General features: G+C 67.6%; 18 protein-coding genes. 10 read left to right on the top strand and 8 right to left on the bottom strand.

Annotated features, from left to right (window positions below):
* Nucleotides 1-474, top strand: a complete 474-nt coding sequence (locus QM841_RS33800) for an NUDIX hydrolase (protein ID WP_280781697.1) — start codon at nt 1-3, stop codon at nt 472-474.
* Between the two features lie 75 nt (nt 475-549).
* On the opposite strand, the gene nrdF is transcribed toward QM841_RS33800, so the two are convergent.
* The 4 genes from nrdF to QM841_RS33780 all read right to left on the bottom strand — a co-directional run bounded on the left by nrdF (nt 550) and on the right by QM841_RS33780 (nt 4,532).
* Nucleotides 550-1,515, bottom strand: a complete 966-nt coding sequence (nrdF, locus tag QM841_RS33795; protein WP_005240291.1) for a class 1b ribonucleoside-diphosphate reductase subunit beta — start codon at nt 1,513-1,515, stop codon at nt 550-552.
* A gap of 77 nt (nt 1,516-1,592) precedes the next feature.
* Entirely contained in the window at nt 1,593-3,776 is a 2,184-nt protein-coding gene (gene nrdE, locus QM841_RS33790; RefSeq protein ID WP_005240290.1) for a class 1b ribonucleoside-diphosphate reductase subunit alpha, read from the bottom strand.
* The gene (nrdI, locus tag QM841_RS33785) at nt 3,734-4,210 is read right to left on the bottom strand and encodes a class Ib ribonucleoside-diphosphate reductase assembly flavoprotein NrdI (RefSeq protein ID WP_005259574.1); all 477 of its coding nucleotides are present in this window, start codon (nt 4,208-4,210) and stop codon (nt 3,734-3,736) included. Before nrdI ends, nrdE begins: the two co-directional genes overlap by 43 nt.
* Nucleotides 4,211-4,298: 88 nt before the next feature.
* Entirely contained in the window at nt 4,299-4,532 is a 234-nt protein-coding gene (locus tag QM841_RS33780) for a redoxin NrdH (protein ID WP_005240286.1), read from the bottom strand.
* Nucleotides 4,533-5,573: 1,041 nt separating this feature from the next.
* On the opposite strand from QM841_RS33780, the gene QM841_RS33775 reads away from it, so the two are divergent.
* A complete protein-coding gene (locus tag QM841_RS33775; protein ID WP_283335262.1) occupies nt 5,574-7,379 on the top strand; it encodes a zinc ribbon domain-containing protein in 1,806 nt (601 codons plus the stop codon).
* A 217-nt stretch (nt 7,380-7,596) separates the two neighbouring features.
* Nucleotides 7,597-8,430, top strand: coding sequence for a siderophore-interacting protein (locus tag QM841_RS33770; protein WP_283335261.1), 834 nt, complete (start codon nt 7,597-7,599; stop codon nt 8,428-8,430).
* Between the two features lie 29 nt (nt 8,431-8,459).
* Here QM841_RS33770 and QM841_RS33765 read toward each other — a convergent pair whose 3' ends face one another.
* Entirely contained in the window at nt 8,460-9,023 is a 564-nt protein-coding gene (locus QM841_RS33765; protein WP_280781694.1) for an NAD(P)H-dependent oxidoreductase, read from the bottom strand.
* Nucleotides 9,024-9,124: 101 nt separating this feature from the next.
* On the opposite strand from QM841_RS33765, the gene QM841_RS33760 reads away from it, so the two are divergent.
* A complete protein-coding gene (locus QM841_RS33760; protein WP_280781693.1) occupies nt 9,125-9,724 on the top strand; it encodes a TetR/AcrR family transcriptional regulator in 600 nt (199 codons plus the stop codon).
* 34 nt (nt 9,725-9,758) lie between these two features.
* Nucleotides 9,759-10,529 (top strand): META domain-containing protein, encoded by a 771-nt coding sequence (locus QM841_RS33755; RefSeq protein WP_283335260.1) that lies wholly within the window; start codon nt 9,759-9,761, stop codon nt 10,527-10,529.
* On the opposite strand, the gene QM841_RS33750 is transcribed toward QM841_RS33755, so the two are convergent.
* Nucleotides 10,526-11,077, bottom strand: coding sequence for a nucleosidase (locus tag QM841_RS33750; protein ID WP_283335259.1), 552 nt, complete (start codon nt 11,075-11,077; stop codon nt 10,526-10,528). The two genes, QM841_RS33755 and QM841_RS33750, sit on opposite strands and share 4 nt — an antisense overlap.
* 50 nt (nt 11,078-11,127) lie before the next feature.
* Between QM841_RS33750 and nadE the strand changes: the two genes are divergently transcribed.
* Both nadE and QM841_RS33740 read left to right on the top strand, forming a co-directional pair.
* On the top strand, nt 11,128-11,967 hold the full coding sequence (nadE, locus tag QM841_RS33745) for an NAD(+) synthase (RefSeq protein ID WP_005240272.1): 840 nt from the start codon (nt 11,128-11,130) through the stop codon (nt 11,965-11,967).
* A gap of 4 nt (nt 11,968-11,971) precedes the next feature.
* On the top strand, nt 11,972-12,757 hold the full coding sequence (locus QM841_RS33740) for an SDR family oxidoreductase (RefSeq protein ID WP_283335258.1): 786 nt from the start codon (nt 11,972-11,974) through the stop codon (nt 12,755-12,757).
* On the opposite strand, the gene QM841_RS33735 is transcribed toward QM841_RS33740, so the two are convergent.
* Nucleotides 12,754-13,011 (bottom strand): MoaD/ThiS family protein, encoded by a 258-nt coding sequence (locus QM841_RS33735; protein WP_283335257.1) that lies wholly within the window; start codon nt 13,009-13,011, stop codon nt 12,754-12,756. The genes QM841_RS33740 and QM841_RS33735 overlap by 4 nt on opposite strands.
* On the bottom strand, nt 13,004-14,059 hold the full coding sequence (gene moaA / locus QM841_RS33730; RefSeq protein WP_043782234.1) for a GTP 3',8-cyclase MoaA: 1,056 nt from the start codon (nt 14,057-14,059) through the stop codon (nt 13,004-13,006). The genes QM841_RS33735 and moaA overlap by 8 nt, the downstream gene beginning before the upstream one ends.
* A 122-nt stretch (nt 14,060-14,181) precedes the next feature.
* Between moaA and QM841_RS33725 the strand changes: the two genes are divergently transcribed.
* From QM841_RS33725 to QM841_RS33715, 3 genes are read left to right on the top strand one after another with little or no spacing between them, the layout of a single operon-like run.
* Entirely contained in the window at nt 14,182-15,366 is a 1,185-nt protein-coding gene (locus QM841_RS33725) for a molybdopterin molybdotransferase MoeA (RefSeq protein ID WP_280781689.1), read from the top strand.
* Nucleotides 15,363-16,337 carry a bifunctional molybdenum cofactor biosynthesis protein MoaC/MoaB gene (gene moaCB / locus QM841_RS33720; RefSeq protein ID WP_283335255.1) on the top strand — a complete coding sequence of 325 codons (975 nt, stop codon included), beginning with the start codon at nt 15,363-15,365 and terminating at the stop codon, nt 16,335-16,337. Before QM841_RS33725 ends, moaCB begins: the two co-directional genes overlap by 4 nt.
* Entirely contained in the window at nt 16,330-16,743 is a 414-nt protein-coding gene (locus QM841_RS33715) for a molybdenum cofactor biosynthesis protein MoaE (protein WP_280781687.1), read from the top strand. Before moaCB ends, QM841_RS33715 begins: the two co-directional genes overlap by 8 nt.
* Nucleotides 16,744-16,746 lie beyond the last annotated feature (3 nt).

The raw sequence follows: 16,746 nt of genomic DNA, 5'->3' as shown, positions 1-16,746 counted from the left end.
GTGCCCGTCCCCGAGTTCGTCACCGCCCTGCGCGGCCATGTCGGCACTGCGCCGCTGTGGCTGTCCGGGGTGAGTGTCGTGGTGCGCGACGCCGACGGCCGGGTGCTGCTGACGCGGCGCGTCGACAACGGAAAATGGGCCGTCGTGTCCGGCATCCTCGAACCCGGGGAGGAACCCGGACCCGCGGCGCTGCGTGAGGTACGCGAGGAAACCGGCGTGGACGCGGAACTGGTCCGGATCACGAGCGTCGACGTCACCGACCCGATCACCTACCCCAACGGCGACGTCGCGCAGTATCTCGACGTGTGTTTCCTCGCGCGGTATCTGAGCGGGGAGGCTGCCGTGTCGGACGACGAGAACCACGACGTCGCCTGGTTCTCCCCCGACGCGCTGCCGCCGGATCTCACCCCGTCGTCGCGACTGCGGCTCGACAAGGCGCTGCAGGACGAGCCCGAGGCGTGGTTCCGCCGCTGAACGCAGTTCGCCCGATGTCACACCGGTGCAGTCGAACTGAACCGGTGTGACATCGGGCGACAGGCCTGGGTCGCTCTAGAAGTCCCAGTCCTCGTCTTCGGTGTTGACGGCCTTGCCGATGACGTAGGAGCTGCCCGAGCCGGAGAAGAAGTCGTGGTTCTCGTCCGCGTTGGGTGAGAGCGCCGACAGGATCGCCGGGTTGACGTCCGTCTCGTCCTTCGGGAACAGACCCTCGTAGCCGAGGTTCATCAGCGCCTTGTTGGCGTTGTACCGCAGGAACTTCTTGACGTCTTCGGTGAGGCCCACCTCGTCGTAGAGGTCCTGGGTGTAGTCGACCTCGTTGTCGTAGAGCTCGAAGAGCAACTCGAACGTGTAGTTCTTGAGGTCGTCGCGCTCGGCCTCGGTGAGCTGCTCGAGACCCTTCTGGTATTTGTAGCCGATGTAGTACCCGTGCACGGCCTCGTCACGGATGATGAGGCGGATGAGGTCGGCGGTGTTGGTGAGCTTCGCCCGCGACGACCAGTACATCGGCAGGTAGAAGCCGGAGTAGAACAGGAAGCTCTCGAGCAGGGTGGAGGCCACCTTGCGCTTGAGCGGCTCGTCGCCCTGGTAGTAGTCCATGACGATCTCGGCCTTGCGCTGCAGGTTCGGGTTCTCCTCGGACCAGCGGAAGGCGTCGTCGATGTCGCGGGTGGAGCACAGCGTCGAGAAGATCGAGCTGTAGCTCTTGGCGTGCACCGACTCCATGAACGCGATGTTGGTGTACACCGCTTCTTCGTGCGGGGTGATGGCGTCGGGGATGAGGCTGACGGCGCCCACGGTGCCCTGAATGGTGTCGAGGAGCGTCAGCCCCGTGAACACCCGCATCGTGAGCTGCTTCTCCTGCGGCGTGAGCGTCCCCCACGACGGGATGTCGTTGGACACCGGCACCTTTTCGGGCAGCCAGAAGTTGCCGACGAGACGGTCCCACACCTCGGCGTCCTTCTCGTCCTGGACGCGGTTCCAGTTGATCGCGGATACGCGACTCACCAGCTTGACCATTGATTCCTCACTTCGTTCGGCTGTGAGTACTTGTCAACCGCCGGCGGTTGACAAGTACTCACGGGCGGCGGAGCCGCCTACAGCATGCAGGAAACGCAACCTTCGACCTCGGTACCCTCCAGAGCCATCTGACGCAGCCGGATGTAGTACAGCGTCTTGATGCCCTTGCGCCACGCGTAGATCTGGGCCTTGTTGATGTCGCGGGTGGTGGCGGTGTCCTTGAAGAACAGCGTCAGCGACAGCCCCTGGTCGACGTGCTGCGTCGCGGCGGCATAGGTGTCGACGATCTTCTCGTACCCGATCTCGTAGGCATCCTGGTAGTACTCCAGGTTGTCGTTGGTCAGGTAGGGCGCCGGGTAGTAGACGCGGCCGATCTTGCCTTCCTTGCGGATCTCGATCTTCGACGCCACCGGGTGGATGGAGCTGGTGGAGTAGTTGATGTACGAGATCGAGCCCGTCGGCGGGACGGCCTGCAGGTTCTGGTTGTAGATGCCGTACTTCTGCACGGACGCCTTCAGCTCGCGCCAGTCGTCCTGCGTCGGGATGTGCACACCGGACTCGGCGAACAGCTGACGCACCCGCTCCGTCTTCGGCTCCCACACCTGATCGGTGTACTTGTCGAAGTACTCGCCGGACGCGTACTTGGACTGCGGGAAGCCCTTGAAGTGGGTGCCCCGCTCGATGGCGATCCGGTTGGACGCCCGCACCGCGTGGAACACGACGGTGTAGAAGTAGATGTTCGTGAAGTCGATGCCCTCGTCGGAGCCGTAGAAGATCCGCTCACGGGCCAGGTACCCGTGCAGGTTCATCTGCCCGAGGCCGATGGCGTGAGAGTCGTTGTTGCCCTGCTCGATCGACGGCACCGAGTAGATGTGCGTCTGATCGGACACCGCGGTGAGGGCGCGGATCGACACCTCGATGGTGCGTGCGAAGTCGGGCGAGTCCATGGTCTTCGCGATGTTCAGCGAACCGAGGTTGCAGGAGATGTCCTTGCCGACCTCGCTGTAGGAGAGGTCGTCGTTGAACAGCGACGGCGTCGAGACCTGCAGGATCTCCGAGCACAGGTTGGAGTGGGTGATCTTGCCCTCGATGGGGTTGGCCCGGTTCACCGTGTCCTCGAACATGATGTAGGGGTAGCCCGACTCGAACTGCAGCTCTGCGATGGTCTGGAAGAACTCGCGCGCCTTGATCTTCGACTTGCGGATCCGTTTGTCGTCGACCATCTCGTAGTACTTCTCGGTGACGTTGACGTCCGCGAACGGGACACCGTAGATGCGCTCGACGTCGTACGGCGAGAAGAGGTACATGTCCTCGTTCTTCTTCGCCAGCTCGAACGTGATGTCCGGGATGACCACACCCAGCGACAGCGTCTTGATGCGGATCTTCTCGTCGGCGTTCTCCCGCTTGGTGTCGAGGAAGCGGTAGATGTCCGGGTGGTGCGCGTGCAGGTACACCGCGCCCGCACCCTGTCGCGCGCCGAGCTGGTTGGCGTACGAGAAGGAATCCTCGAGCAGTTTCATGATCGGGATCACACCGGAGCTCTGGTTCTCGATCTTCTTGATCGGGGCACCGTGCTCGCGAACATTGCTGAGCAGCAACGCAACTCCGCCGCCGCGCTTGGACAGCTGCAGGGCGGAGTTGATGGAGCGGCCGATCGACTCCATGTTGTCCTCGATACGCAGCAGGAAGCAGGACACGGGCTCGCCGCGCTGCTTCTTGCCGGAGTTGAGGAACGTGGGGGTGGCGGGCTGGAACCGGCCGGCGATGATCTCGTCGACGAGCTTGGTCGCCAGCTCTTCGTCGCCGGCGGCGAGCGTGAGCGCGACCATGCAGACACGGTCCTCGAACCGCTCCAGGTAGCGCTTGCCGTCGAACGTCTTCAGCGTGTACGAGGTGTAGTACTTGAACGCGCCCAGGAACGTCGGGAAGCGGAACTTCTTGGCGTAGGCGTGATCGATCAGCGACTTCACGAACGCGCGCGAGTACTGGTCGAGGACCTCGGGCTCGTAGTAGTTCTCCTCCACGAGGTAGTCGAGTTTCTCGTCCAGGTTGTGGAAGAAGACGGTGTTCTGGTTGACGTGCTGCAGGAAGTACTGGCGGGCGGCGGCGACGTCCTTGTCGAACTGGATCTCACCGTTGGGGCCGTACAGGTTGAGCATTGCGTTGAGTGCGTGGTAATCGAGACCGTTCGTCGAGTCTCCACCGCGCGCGTCGCGCTCTACGCTCCCCGCGTCGATGGTGTCTGTGATGGTCGGCGCCACTTCTCGTGCTCCTCGTCGTCTAAGTGATCCCAGAATTCACCCAGACCGGCCCTGACCCGCTCGACGTCCTCGGCTGTGCCCATGAGTTCGAAGCGGTAGAGGTAGGGAACGTGGCATTTCTGAGAAATGATGTTTCCTGCAAAGCAATAGGATTCACCGAAATTGGTGTTTCCTGCCGCGATCACTGCTCGGATCAGCGACCTGTTGTGTGTGTTGTTGAGAAATCGGATGACCGGCTTCGGGACGTAACTGGTGTCGCGGCCCATGGCCGTCGTTCCCCCGCCGTAGGTGGGGACGATCAGCACGTAGGGTTCGCGAACCTCGAAGGTTCCCTCGCGGTCATGAATGGGTATGCGCGTCGCAGGCAGCCCGAGCCGCTGGACGAATCGGTGCGTGTTCTCCGAGGCGCTGGAGAAGTACACCAGCGATGTCATCGGTTTCCACCATCTGGACTAGTACTACCGTTTACTGCCGCCCGGGAATCGGTTCGATCTCCGCCTCGGGCGGTGCGATCGCCTCGCTTCAAGCAGCGTTTGCCGAGAGGGTCTTGATGCGGTCGGGGCGGAAGCCCGACCAGTGCTCGTCACCGGCCACGATCACGGGCGCCTGCAGGTATCCCAGTGCCATGACGTAGTCCCGGGCTTCGGGGTCTTCGGTGATGTCGACGACGGAGTATTCGATACCCGCCTTGTCGAGGGCCCGGTAGGTGGCATTGCACTGAACGCAAGCGGGCTTGGTGTAGACGGTGATGCTCATGAAGTCCCTCTTTCCACTGCCGAATGGAGCTGACGAATTGTGTGTTCAGCGCACTGAGACTTCCCCTGATCGAGATGGCGGTGACCCGCGATGGAGATGCTCACCGAGTCGGTTCTCGTTGTGGTCTCTCAGTGCTCAAGACACTACACCTAGTGGCCGACAGAAACACTTAACCCGAGATGTTGTGAGTCACATCGATGAAATTCCCAGGTCGTCATCCCGCGGACCATAAATTTCGTGCTCGCTCTGGCGTGTCGCACATCACATCTTCGGTGTGACGCGGGACTCCCCTCTCATCGCGCTCCTGCACTGGAGGCTTTTAACTGTTGCCGATATATCTAATCTAATCGATAGGTTCTGACACTGTCTGCCGGTGTGAATTGGTTAGGCGACTTGGGATGTCGGTGGTTGGGTGCGCAAGGCGGCAGGGAGGGCCGGTGGCCTTCTGGGCGCACCGGTTCGGATCACCGAATCTTTTGACCGCGCGGACCTCGACTCCTATCAGTGCAGGCCGCCCGGATGGGGGTGTGCGGGCCCGGGTCGGCGGGGGCAGCGGGCGGGGTTGGGCCGGATGCTCGACAACGCGGCCGAGGGTCGGTTCACGGCGGTGCGGGTGGTGTGGCGAGATCGATTGGCCCAGTTCGCCGGTGGGCTGGATCGGGCGGTACTTGTCGGAGGCCGGCGTTACAGTCGAGGTCTTACGAGACAGGAGCGACAGATCGCTGGTGGGAGGGTTGATGGATGACGTCAGGGCGGTGCCGGCATCGTTGTCCGGCCGGTTCTCTGGGCGCTGTGGTCGAAACAGAATCAACGACGGGGTCTCCCGCTCGACCGTCTTGCTACGTTGCACGCGCGCCCGCTGGCCGCTCGATTACGATCAGGCAGCCACGACGCCGCGGCACGGTTGGGAATGGGTTAACCGGTGAGCATCTCGGGCGTTCGCGGGTTCTTGTCACCGGCGGTGCCGGCGGACGGCTGGTGCATCATGGTCCGCGCGTGTCGGAACGTGAAGGTGCTGACCGATCCCGAATTGTGCCGGGTATGACCGGGCCGGGATCGACTGTGCCGCGGCAGTTCGCGTTCACCACCCGCGCGTACTTGGCGGTCGACGATGCGACCGAGGAGCCGATCGGACTCGACGATGTCGATATCCGGGTGGGGTGGCTCCTCGATCTGGTCGCCGCGGCCGGCGGCGAGTTGGTGTCTCGGCTGTGGCAGCCGGCGACGTTCGACGTGCTCGCCGCCGGTCGTGACCGCCAGGACCGCAGGCTGCCGGCGCAGGGGCATGTCACCGCGGCGCGTCTCGGCTGGAACCCGATCTATCCGGACGGGGTCTACGTGCCGTCGCGGGTCACGCGGGTGGTGACCGCGCAGGTAACGGCGACCCTGCGGACCCTGGCCTACCGAGATACCGCGATCGCGGCACTGTCGGCCCGATTCGACCCGGACACCGGTCGTCTGACCGCACCCACCGAGCCGGGCGACTATGTGCCCTCGGGTTACGCGCGAGGCGTGCGGCGACAGCTCCTCGCACACGCCCGCCGCACCGACAGGGCACCGGCCGGCCGGTTGCGGATCACCGACCTGCAGGGACCACCGCTTGCGAGCGCGATGGCCCAGCTCTCCGCCGCCGACCGGCAGCTCGCACGGATCACCGCGACAGTCCGTGAGCTGGTGTTGACGGTGAAGCTGCCCACCAGCCCCGCCCCGGTGGGGCGGGCGCAGTGGCGGCGGGTCCGGCTCACCGCAACTATCCCCGCGCACCTGCATGACAGAACTGTCATCGACTGGCATCTGCCGACCCTGGTCCTCGACCACCGGGGTCTGTTGTGGCGGTGCGCGGCGACCGAACTCGTCCCTGCGAACGACCTGGCCTCGGCCGCCGTCGCGGTCGGGGTGGACTGGTCCCCGCGCACCCTCGGTGCCGCCGCCATCACCGCGGACCACCCGGAGGGGCTGGTGTCGGATTACCGGGGCTGGACCTACGATGACCGGGGCCTCGGCGTCAAACTGGCGCGCCTGCAGGCCGAGGGGCAGCTGCTGCACGCCAAGGCGGCCCGGTTGACGCAATTGGCCGCCGCCGCCCCACCGGAGGTCCGCGCCGAGTTGGAGGCGAAGATCGCCGTCCTGAACAAGCATCGCGAGGCGGTGGGTGTCAAGAGAGGGAGGATCAACCGGGAACTCGCCTTCCACTTCGCCCGCCAGGTCACCGAGTACGCCGCCGCGGCGGACGCGGAGATGATCGCGGTGGAGGATCTCAGCACCCTCGAGACCCGCGGACACGGACGGGTCAACAACAATCGGGCCGCGCAGTCCGCCCGCCGCCAAGCCGTCGCCGCCCTCGCGCACACCGCCGCGGGTGCCGGGATCACGGTGGTTTCGGTGCCGGCCCGGGGATCGTCCGCATTGTGTCCGGGCTGCGACGAACCGCTTGCCCGCCCCGGCGGCTACCACGACGCGTGGTGCCCGGGCTGCCGGGTCGGCGGCAACCGCGACCACATCGCCGGGGTGAACCTGGCCAAACGCGCACTGCTCGGTAAAGGCAAAGTCACTCGTCGGCGTGGGCAGTTGCCCGCGGTCCGGGGCGCCGAGCATGCGCCGGTGCGCAAGTGTCGCGACAAGAACACTCCGACACCGAGCACGCCGCGGCATCGCCGGGTCCGCCGCAGCCTGCCCACCGTGACACCGTGGATGGGGGTGACTCCGAAACGGCATGTTCCTGCGCCACAAGCGTCGGTGTGGGACACGGTTCAACCCACACCACCGCACGGTGATACGGGTAGCCGTGACACACGTACATCTCAGACGCCCGCCACACGAGTGGCGGATGGTATGAGGTCTACGTAGACGCTCCGGGAGCTTACGTCCTTCGGGAGAGCACCGCCCGCACCGGCCGGAGACGACTCCGCCGGACCATGGCGGCACCCTCCGAGCGCAGCCCTCGCCCCACCCGGAGACACCGCTCCCCGACCGCCCGCGGCCGGGCACACCGGGGCGTCGCACACGACGTGCTCCCCATGCTTGCCGACCGGTAACTGCCTGCCGGCCCCGGTACCGTGAGCGCATGTCCGACGACTCCCTGGACCACCTCCCCTGGTCGGCATCCGTGGCGCGCACGACGCGGGTGACGCCGAACATGCAGAGGATCACCCTCGCGGGCGGAGATCTCGGTCGATTCGAGTCCAGCGGGCGGCCGGACGAGCGCCTGCTCCTGGCCTTCCCACCCGACGGCGCGGAGAAGCGCAGCTACACCGTCCGCCGCTGGGATCCGGACGCCCTGGAGATGGACATCGATTTCGCCGTCCACGCGGGCGGAACCGCGGCGCACTGGGCCGCTCGCGCGCGCCCCGGTGAGACGCTCGGGTTCTCCACCGCCTCGGGGTGGTACGCGCCGCCCGCCGATTCCGAGTGGCAACTCCTCCTCGCCGACATGACGGCACTGCCCGCCGTCGGCCGGATACTCGAGGAATTGCCCGGCTCGCCGCGGGTGCACGTCATCGCGGAGGTCACGACCCCCGAGGACCGGCAGCAGTTCGCCACCGATGCCGCGCTGACCATGACGTGGCTGGACGGGAGCGGAAACGGCGCCGGCGACAGTCTGCTCGCCGAGGCGGCCCGCGACTGGCCGCGCCCGGATGCACCGGGATACGTGTGGTTCGCGGGCGAGGCGAAGGTGTCGCGGGTGGTGCGGCGCTGGTTACGACATGACCTGGGCTGGCATGCGGACCGCTACGACGTCATCGGTTACTGGCGCGACAACAAGGAGGAGTGGGTCACCTGGTACGAGACGGTGCGCGAACAGATAGAAGCCGCCAGGGACTCTGCCCTGGCGGCCGGTGAAGACTTCGACTCGGTGCGCGACGCCGTCGACGCAGCCCTGGATCGGACCGGGCTGTAGCGACGACGGCGCCGCGCGCGAGCGGATCGTCAGGCGTCGACGAGCTGCTTCGTGGCGTCGACGAGGCTGGCGACGACGTCGGCAACCTGCTGCGCGACCTCGGCGTTCTCGCGCGGGTGCCGGTCACCGAACTTGTCGATGGTGCCGCCGATGGCGAGGGTGACGTCCTCGAGGACCTTGCCGCCTGCGATGCGGACGGCCTTGCGGGTGTCCTCGTGCGCCCACTGTGCACCGTTGCCGCTGGGTGAGGCGCTGATGACGGCGACGGGCTTGTCCTTGACGGCGCCGGTGCCGTACGGCCGGGAGATCCAGTCGATGGCGTTCTTGAGGACGGCGGGGATGGTGCCGTTGTACTCGGGCGTGAGGAGCAGGAGCGCGTCGGCGCGGCCGGCGGCCTCACGCAGCGCCTCGACGGCGGGGATGGAACCGGCGACGTCGATGTCCTCGTTGTAGAAGGGGACGTCTCCGAGGCCGTCGAACACGGTCACCTCGGCACCGTCGGGCGCCACGGCGATCGCGGTCTCGGCGAGCTGACGGTTGACCGAGGCGGCGCGGAGGCTGCCGACGAGAACGAGAACGTTGGTCTGTGACATGTCAATAATCCTTCGATGGTGCGTAGGGCGACTCGTGAACATGTATAGCAACTAAACGGACCGCGGTCCACTTATGTTCCCGTCACGGTAGGATGCGAGGCGTGACCAGTCCCCTGCTGCCCCAGATCGGGGTCGATCCCCCGGAACGCGGAGACGCCGCACGTAATCGGCGTCGTCTGCTCGACGCGGCTGCGCTGCTGGTCGCGGAGCGCGGCGTCGACGCCGTCACGATGGACGCGGTCGCCTGCAAGGCCGGTGTGGGCAAGGGCACAGTGTTCCGCCGGTTCGGCAGCCGGTCGGGCCTCATGCACGCACTCCTCGACCACACCGAACGGGAACTCCAGCAGTCCTTCATGTTCGGTCCACCGCCGCTCGGACCGGGCGCCGACCCGATCGACCGACTGATCGCCTTCGGGCACGCCCGCATCGCGATCGTCGAGGTACAGGGTGAGGTCCAGCGCGCGGCCGAGAATTCCCTCGAGTTCCGTTTCGCCGCACCCGCCCGGGCGGTCTCCGTGCGCCACGTCGTGTCCCTGCTCCGCGCGGCCGGGGTGCAGGGCGACCACGAACTGCTCGCCTGCTCATTGCTCGCACCCCTCGAAGCCACGCTGGTACTGCACGAATTGCGCGACCTCGGGATGTCCGTGGAGCGGCTCGGCGCCGCCTGGGAGGACCTGATCCGGCGCGTCACCCGATGTTGATCCCGGATCCGGACAATTTGTCTAACCTCGGGGAATGCGCACCACCGCGACCGTTCTCGGCCTCCTGACGTTCGCCTCGCTCACCGCCTGCGCCGGGGACGCGCAGCCCGGCCCGCCGGATCCGGCGGGCCGCACCTACGTCTCCACCTCCGTCGAGGGCGACCCCATTCCCGGCGGTGGGCCGCTCGTGCTCGGCTTCACCGACCCCGGACGCCTCTCCGTCGAGGCCGGATGCAATCAGGGCAGCGCCGACGTGGACCTGTCCGGCGGGAAGGTCGTGGCAGGACCGCTCGCGATGACGTTGATGGCGTGTCCGGGCGAGGCCGCCGGCGCGGACGCCTGGGTGGCGGCGCTGCTGGACGCGCAACCGAACTGGACTCTCGGCGGCGACACACTCACCCTCACCACCCCCACCGCTTCGGTGACGCTGACCGACGAGAAGGTCGTCCGGCCGGATCGGCCCGTCGTCGGGACCACCTGGACGGTCACCGCGCTGATCAGTCCGGACGCGGTCACGACGACGGAGGCATTGGAAAGGACGGCACCCCAGTTGCTCATCGCCGGCGACGGTTCGGCGTCCGGCTTCACCGGCTGCAACCGCATGACCGGGACCGCGGACGTGCAGCGGAGTTCGATCTCGTTCGGGCCCTGGGCCACCACCCGGATGGCGTGCCCCCCGGATGTGTCCGAGGTCGAACGTGCCGTTCTCGCCGCGTTGACCGGGGAGACGGGCTACAGCGTCCATTCGGACTCGCTGCGACTGGTCAACAGCGACGGGATCGGGCTGACACTGCGGGCGAGCTAGAGAGCCGCCAGCCAGCGACCGAGTTCCCGGGCGCTCGCATCGATCCGGGCGGGCCAGTCCAGTGCCGAGTCGTCGGCCGTGTCGCTGACGTGCTTGACCAGCCGGCACCGGGCGCCGCCGCGAGCGCTGGCATAGGCGACGGCGAAACCCTCCATGTCGACGAGGTCGGCCCTGCGGGCGAGCACGTCGCGCACGCCGGCGTCGGACACGAACAGATCGCCAGTCGCGAGCACCGAACCGTCGCCGTCCGGCAGGGCGAGGAGATCGGCCACCTCGTGGCCGAGTGCTCGGATGGCGTCGCCACTGATGTCGTGGTTGAGGACGGTCGACGGCGTGAACAGGCCACTGTGATGCTCGTGCAACGCACCGGCGGTGCCGATGTTGACGACGAGCGGCTTGTCCGTTCGCGGGTAGTCGGCGAGTGCGGACGCCACGGCCACGGCGGCGCTCACCTTGCCGATCCCGGTGATCAGGACCTCGAACTCGGGCGGGACGTGCACCGCCTCCGCCTTGGTCGCGCTGACCACCAGAACGTCCGATCTACTCATGCGCGGAACCGTACCCTGCGCTCGTCAGGGGCACTCGCTAGAGTTCTGTCATGGCGAATCTACGTGCGCAGATCCTCGAGGAACTCGGTGCCCGGCCCACCATCGATGCGGCCGACGAGATCCGCAAACGTGTTCAGTTCCTGAAGGACTACCTGCTGTCGACCCCGGCCAAAGGATTCGTCCTGGGTATCAGCGGCGGTCAGGACAGCACCCTCACCGGACGCCTCGCGCAGCTCGCGGCGAGCGAACTGCGCGACGAGGGCCACGACGCCGAGTTCGTCGCCGTGCGGCTGCCCTACGGCACCCAGGCGGACGAGTCCGACGCGCAGATCTCCCTCGACTTCATCAAGCCCGACCGGTCGGTGGTCGTCAACGTGAAGCCCGGCGCGGACGCCACCGCGAAGGAGTCGTCCGAGGCGCTCCGCGACATCATCGGCGACGGCGGCGAACTCCGCGACTTCGTCCGCGGAAACATCAAGGCCCGCGAACGCATGGTGATCCAGTACTCGATCGCCGGCCAGCTCGGGTATCTCGTCGTCGGCACCGACCATGCCGCGGAGGCGATCACCGGCTTCTTCACCAAGTTCGGCGACGGCGGCGTGGACGTCACCCCGTTGACCGGGTTGTCCAAGCGTCAGGGCGCCGCACTCCTGCGCGAACTCGGCGCACCCGAGAGCACGTGGAAGAAGGTCCCCACCGCCGACCTCGAGGACGATCGCCCCGCCCTCCCGGACGAGGAAGCGCTGGGAGTCACGTACGCCCAGATCGACGACTACCTCGAAGGCAAGGACGTGCCGGACGCCGTCGCGCAGAAGCTGGAGACGATGTTCCTGAACACCCGCCACAAGCGCACGGTCCCGGTGACCCCGCTCGACACGTGGTGGCGGTGACCCGATGGTCCAGGCGCTCGTCGCGGGCGGTACCGGCACTGCGGGCCGGCAGGTGGTCAAGGAGTTTCTCGCGCGCGGTCACTCCGTCCGGGTCCTGACCCGGCACGGCGGTGCGCCGGGCAGCGAGATCGCCCATTTCCACGGTGATCTCGTCACCGGTGAGGGCCTCGCCCAAGCACTCGACGGGGTCGACGTCGTGGTGGACACCACCGACGGCAAGACCCGCGGCACCCGGGCCGTGCTGGAGAAAGGCGCCGAGAACCTCCTCGCGACCGCGGACGGCGCGGGAGTCGGGCGCGCCGTGCTGCTCTCCATCGTCAACGTCGACCGCAGCGAATTCCCCTATTACCAGGCGAAGCGGAAGCAGGAACGGGTCTACGAGAGCGCCGCGATGGAGACGTCGATCGTGCGGGCGACCCAGTTCCACGACTTCATTCCCATGATCGCGAAGCCGGCGAGCCGGGCCGGGTTGATCCCCGCGTTCTCCAAGACGAACTTCCAGACCATCGACACCAGGGATGTCGCGACCGCGCTGGTCGACGCCGCCCTGGCCGCCGAACCGGCGCCGGAGGGGACTATCACGATCGGTGGACCGGAGGTTCGCACCGCCCGCGATCTGACGGCGGCGTGGAAGAAGGCCACCGGGACGCACGGGTTCGTCGTGACCGTGCCTCTTCCGGGCGCGATGGGCCAGTTCTTTCGAGAGGGATCGAACCTGGTGCCCGACAATCGGTTCGGAACGATCACGTTCGACCGGTGGCTGGCCGACTCCGTGAACGCGGCCCGCTAGCCGCCGGCGAACGGCGGCAGCACGTCCACCTGCGTACCGGCGGTGCGGGTCAGGTCGCGCGTCAGCTCGGAGTCCACCAGGAACGCGGAGACCGACAGAACCCGCTGCATCTCGGGTCCGTACTTGGCGAGGAGATGTTCTTTCACCTGGCCGAGGTCGGCGCCGACCGGGAGGTCGAGAGTTTCCTTGGTGCAGCCCGCCGCGTCGGCGGCGGCCGCGAAGTACCGAACGGAAATGCCTGTCACGTCAACCACCGATTGCTCCCATGCTCCGTTGCGGCGGGGCGAAGCCGTCCGCGTTGATTCCGTGGCCTGCCCACTTGTTCCACATCGCGCCGCGCCACAACTGCGCCAGTTCCTCGTCGCCCGCACCCGACCGCAGGGCCGCCCGCAGGTCGATCTCCTGGTCGCTGAACAGGCACGACCGTACCGTTCCCTCGGCCGTGAGACGGGTGCGGTCGCAGTCCGAGCAGAACGAGCGCGTGACGGACGCGATGATCCCGACCGTGGCCGGTCCGCCGTCGACGAGCCACTCCTCGGCGGGCGCCGACGGATCTTCCCTCCCGTGTTCGGTGAGGGTGAACCGCTCGCCGAGGACGGCCAGCAACCGGTCGGCGGCGACCATGTTCTCGCGTGCCCACTCGTGATCGGCGTCGAGCGGCATCTCCTCGATGAACCGCAGCGCGACGCCCTCGCTCAGGCACCACTCCAGGAGATCGGCCGCTCCACTGAGCGTTTCGGGCATGAGCACCGCATTGATCTTCAGCGGCGCCAGTCCGGCCCGGGCGGCGGCGCGGATACCGGCGATCACCGACGGCAGCCGGTCGCGCCGCGTCAGTCTCGCGAAGTGCTCACGATCGACCGAATCGAGGGAGACGTTGACCCGCGTCAGTCCGGCGCGGGCGAGCCCGGCCGCGCGGTGCTCGAGACCGACCGCGTTGGTGGTCATCGCCAGCGGGATCCCCGGTGCCCGCTCGGCGCACCCGGCGATCATCTGCTCGAGATCCACCCGCATCAGCGGCTCGCCCCCGGTGAACCGCACCTCGCGCACACCGAGCCGGTGGACGGCGATATCGACGAGCCGGACGATCTCGTTCGCGGTGAGGAGGTTCTCCGCCGGAATGGCGGGCAGGCCTTCCTCGGGCATGCAGTACGTGCAGCGCAGCGAACACTTCTCGGTGATGGACACCCGCAGGTCCCGCGCGACCCGGCCGAACCGGTCGACCAGCTGGTCGACGTCGGGTCTCCCGTCGAGCGAGACCGACGACCGGACAGTCGGGATACCCATCGCCACGGCCGTCATCGAGTTGCCTTTCGCTGCATCTGTCCAGTATGCCGCGAGGGGGTGACCGTTGTCCGGCGCGGTGCCCTCGTCGCTCCGTTGGCGGGGTGCCTAGGATTGGTGACCATGGCCGGAGGAACATCGTGACCGCACGCTCTGTGGAGCAGCACGCCCAGCACGTCGCCGAACTCCTCGCGACGCTCCAGGAGCGCCCGGCCGAGGAGATTCCGCTCGGCGAGGCGCTCGGGCGCGCCCTCGCCGCCGACGTCCACTCCCCCGTCGACCTGCCGTTGTTCCGGAATTCGCAGATGGACGGATACGCGGTCGACGCCGCATCCGTCGCGTCGGTCCCGGCTGTGCTGCCGGTGCTGGGCGTGATCGCCGCAGGACCGGCCGGCGCCACCACCCACACACCCGGGACCGCCTACCGGATCATGACCGGTGCGCCGATCCCCGACGGCGCCGACGCCGTCGTCCCGGTGGAGGACACGGAGACCACGGACGGACAGGTCCGCATCGAACGCTCGCGCACCGCGGGCGAATTCGTGCGCGAGCGCGGCAGCGACGTCCAGGAGGGCACGCTCCTGCTGCCCGTCGGCAGTGTTCTCGCCGCCCGGCACATCGCCGTCCTCGCCGCCGTCGGCCTGCAGCGCGTCCCGGTGCGTCCGCGTCCCCGCGTCGCCGTGATCACCACAGGCGCCGAACTGGTGGACGCCGGGACCACACTGCACCCCGGAGAGATCTACGACTCCAACGGAATCGCCCTCGCGTCGAGCGCCAGGGCCAACGGCGCCGAGGTCGTCTCGATCACCCGCAGCGGCGACGACCCGGCCGAGTTCCGGACCCTGCTCGCGGAGGCGACCACCACCGCCGATCTCGTCCTCACCTCCGGCGGGGTGTCGATGGGCGACTTCGAGGTGGTCAAGGAGACGCTCTCGCCGCTCGGCGCACAGTTCGGTCACGTCGCGATGCAACCGGGCGGCCCGCAGGGCACCGCCGTCGTGGACGGTACGCCCGTCCTCAACTTTCCCGGTAACCCGGTGAGCACCCTCGTCTCGTTCGAGGTGTTCGCGCGTCCCGAGATCCGGCGCGCGGCCGGGCTCCCTCCGACCGAACCCGAGGAGCTGCCGCTTGCCGCGGCCGTCACCTCCATTCCCGGCAAGCGGCAATTCCTCCGCGCACGCCGCACCGACGCCGGGGTCGAACTCGTGTCCGGCCCCGGTTCCCATCTCGTCGCCGCGATGGCATGGGCGGACGTCCTCCTCGACGTTCCCGCCGACGTCACCGCGCTCGACGCCGGACAACTCGTGAAGGTGATCCCCCTATGAGCGACCTGACGCACCTCGACAGCGAGGGCCGCGCCCGCATGGTCGATGTGAGCGCGAAAGCGGACACGACCCGAATTGCAGTCGCTGCCGGGCAGTTGGTCACCACACCCGCGGTGATCGAACTGGTGCGGGCCGACGATCTGCCCAAGGCGGACGTTCTCGCGACGGCCAGGATCGCCGGGATCTCGGGGGCGAAGAAAACGTCCGAGCTGATTCCGCTGTGCCATCAGCTCGCGCTGTCGTCGGTGAAGCTGGAGTTCGGGTTCACGGGCGATGCCATCACGATCGAGGCCACCGCGAAGACGAAGGGCCCGACGGGCGTCGAGATGGAGGCCCTCACCGCCGTGGCGGTGGCCGGATTGACGTTGCACGACATGGTGAAAGCCGTCGACCCCGCCGCGACACTGGACGGTGTCCGATTGCTCACCAAGGACGGCGGCAAACGCGGACACTGGACGCGTGAGCAGCAGAGTCCCGGAACCCCCACGGTGACACCGCGATCCGCGGCCGTACTGGTCGCCTCGACCGGCGGCGCCGAGGGCACACGGGAAGACACGACCGGCCCGGTGATCGCCGCGTGGCTCGAGGACCGTGGCTTCACCACGCGGGGTCCGCTGGTCTACGCGGACGCCGACATCGCCGCCGGCCTCGCCGACGCACTGTCCGGCAATCCGGCGCTGATCATCAGCACCGGCGGTACCGGCGTCTCCCCCACGGATGCCACCCCGGAGGCCACCCGTGCGGTGCTCGACCGAGAACTCCCCGGTGTGGCCGACGCCATCCGGAACCGCGGGACGGCGGTGACCCCGCACGCCTCGCTGAGCCGCGGACTCGCCGGTGTGGCGAACGGCACAGTGGTGGTGAATCTGCCCGGCTCGCCGGGTGGCGTCAAGGACGGATTGTCCGTCCTCGATCCCATCGTCGACCACCTCCTCGCTCAGGTCGCAGGCGGAGGTGCGCACGATGAGTGACATCCTCGCCCAGATCTCGGATCAGCCCCTCGATCCCGCCGTCGTCGACGCCGCCGTGGCCGGGCCCGAGCACGGCGCCGTCGTGGTGTTCACCGGCGTCGTCCGTAATCACGATGGCGGACAATCCGTTTCGGCTCTCGAGTACCAGTCGCACCCGGACGCCGAGCGCTTCCTCCGTACCGTTTGCGAGGAGGTCGCGGCGTCCACCGGACTGCCCGTGGCGGCCGTCCACCGGGTCGGGTCCCTCACCGTCGGCGACCTCGCGGTGGTCGCCGCAGTCGCCGCACCACACCGCGCCGAGGCGTTCGCCGCGTGCGCCGAACTGGTCGAACGGATCAAGCACGAAGTACCCATCTGGAAGCGGCAGAATTTCGCCGACGGGGCCTCGGAATGGGTCGGTTTGTGAGTC

The sequence above is a fragment of the Rhodococcus sp. IEGM 1307 genome (assembly GCF_030056915.1).
In the GTDB taxonomy this organism is placed as follows: domain Bacteria; phylum Actinomycetota; class Actinomycetes; order Mycobacteriales; family Mycobacteriaceae; genus Rhodococcus_F; species Rhodococcus_F opacus_D.
The sequence above is the reverse complement of the archived record's forward strand: the minus strand, read 5'-3'. Positions and strand labels throughout refer to the sequence as shown.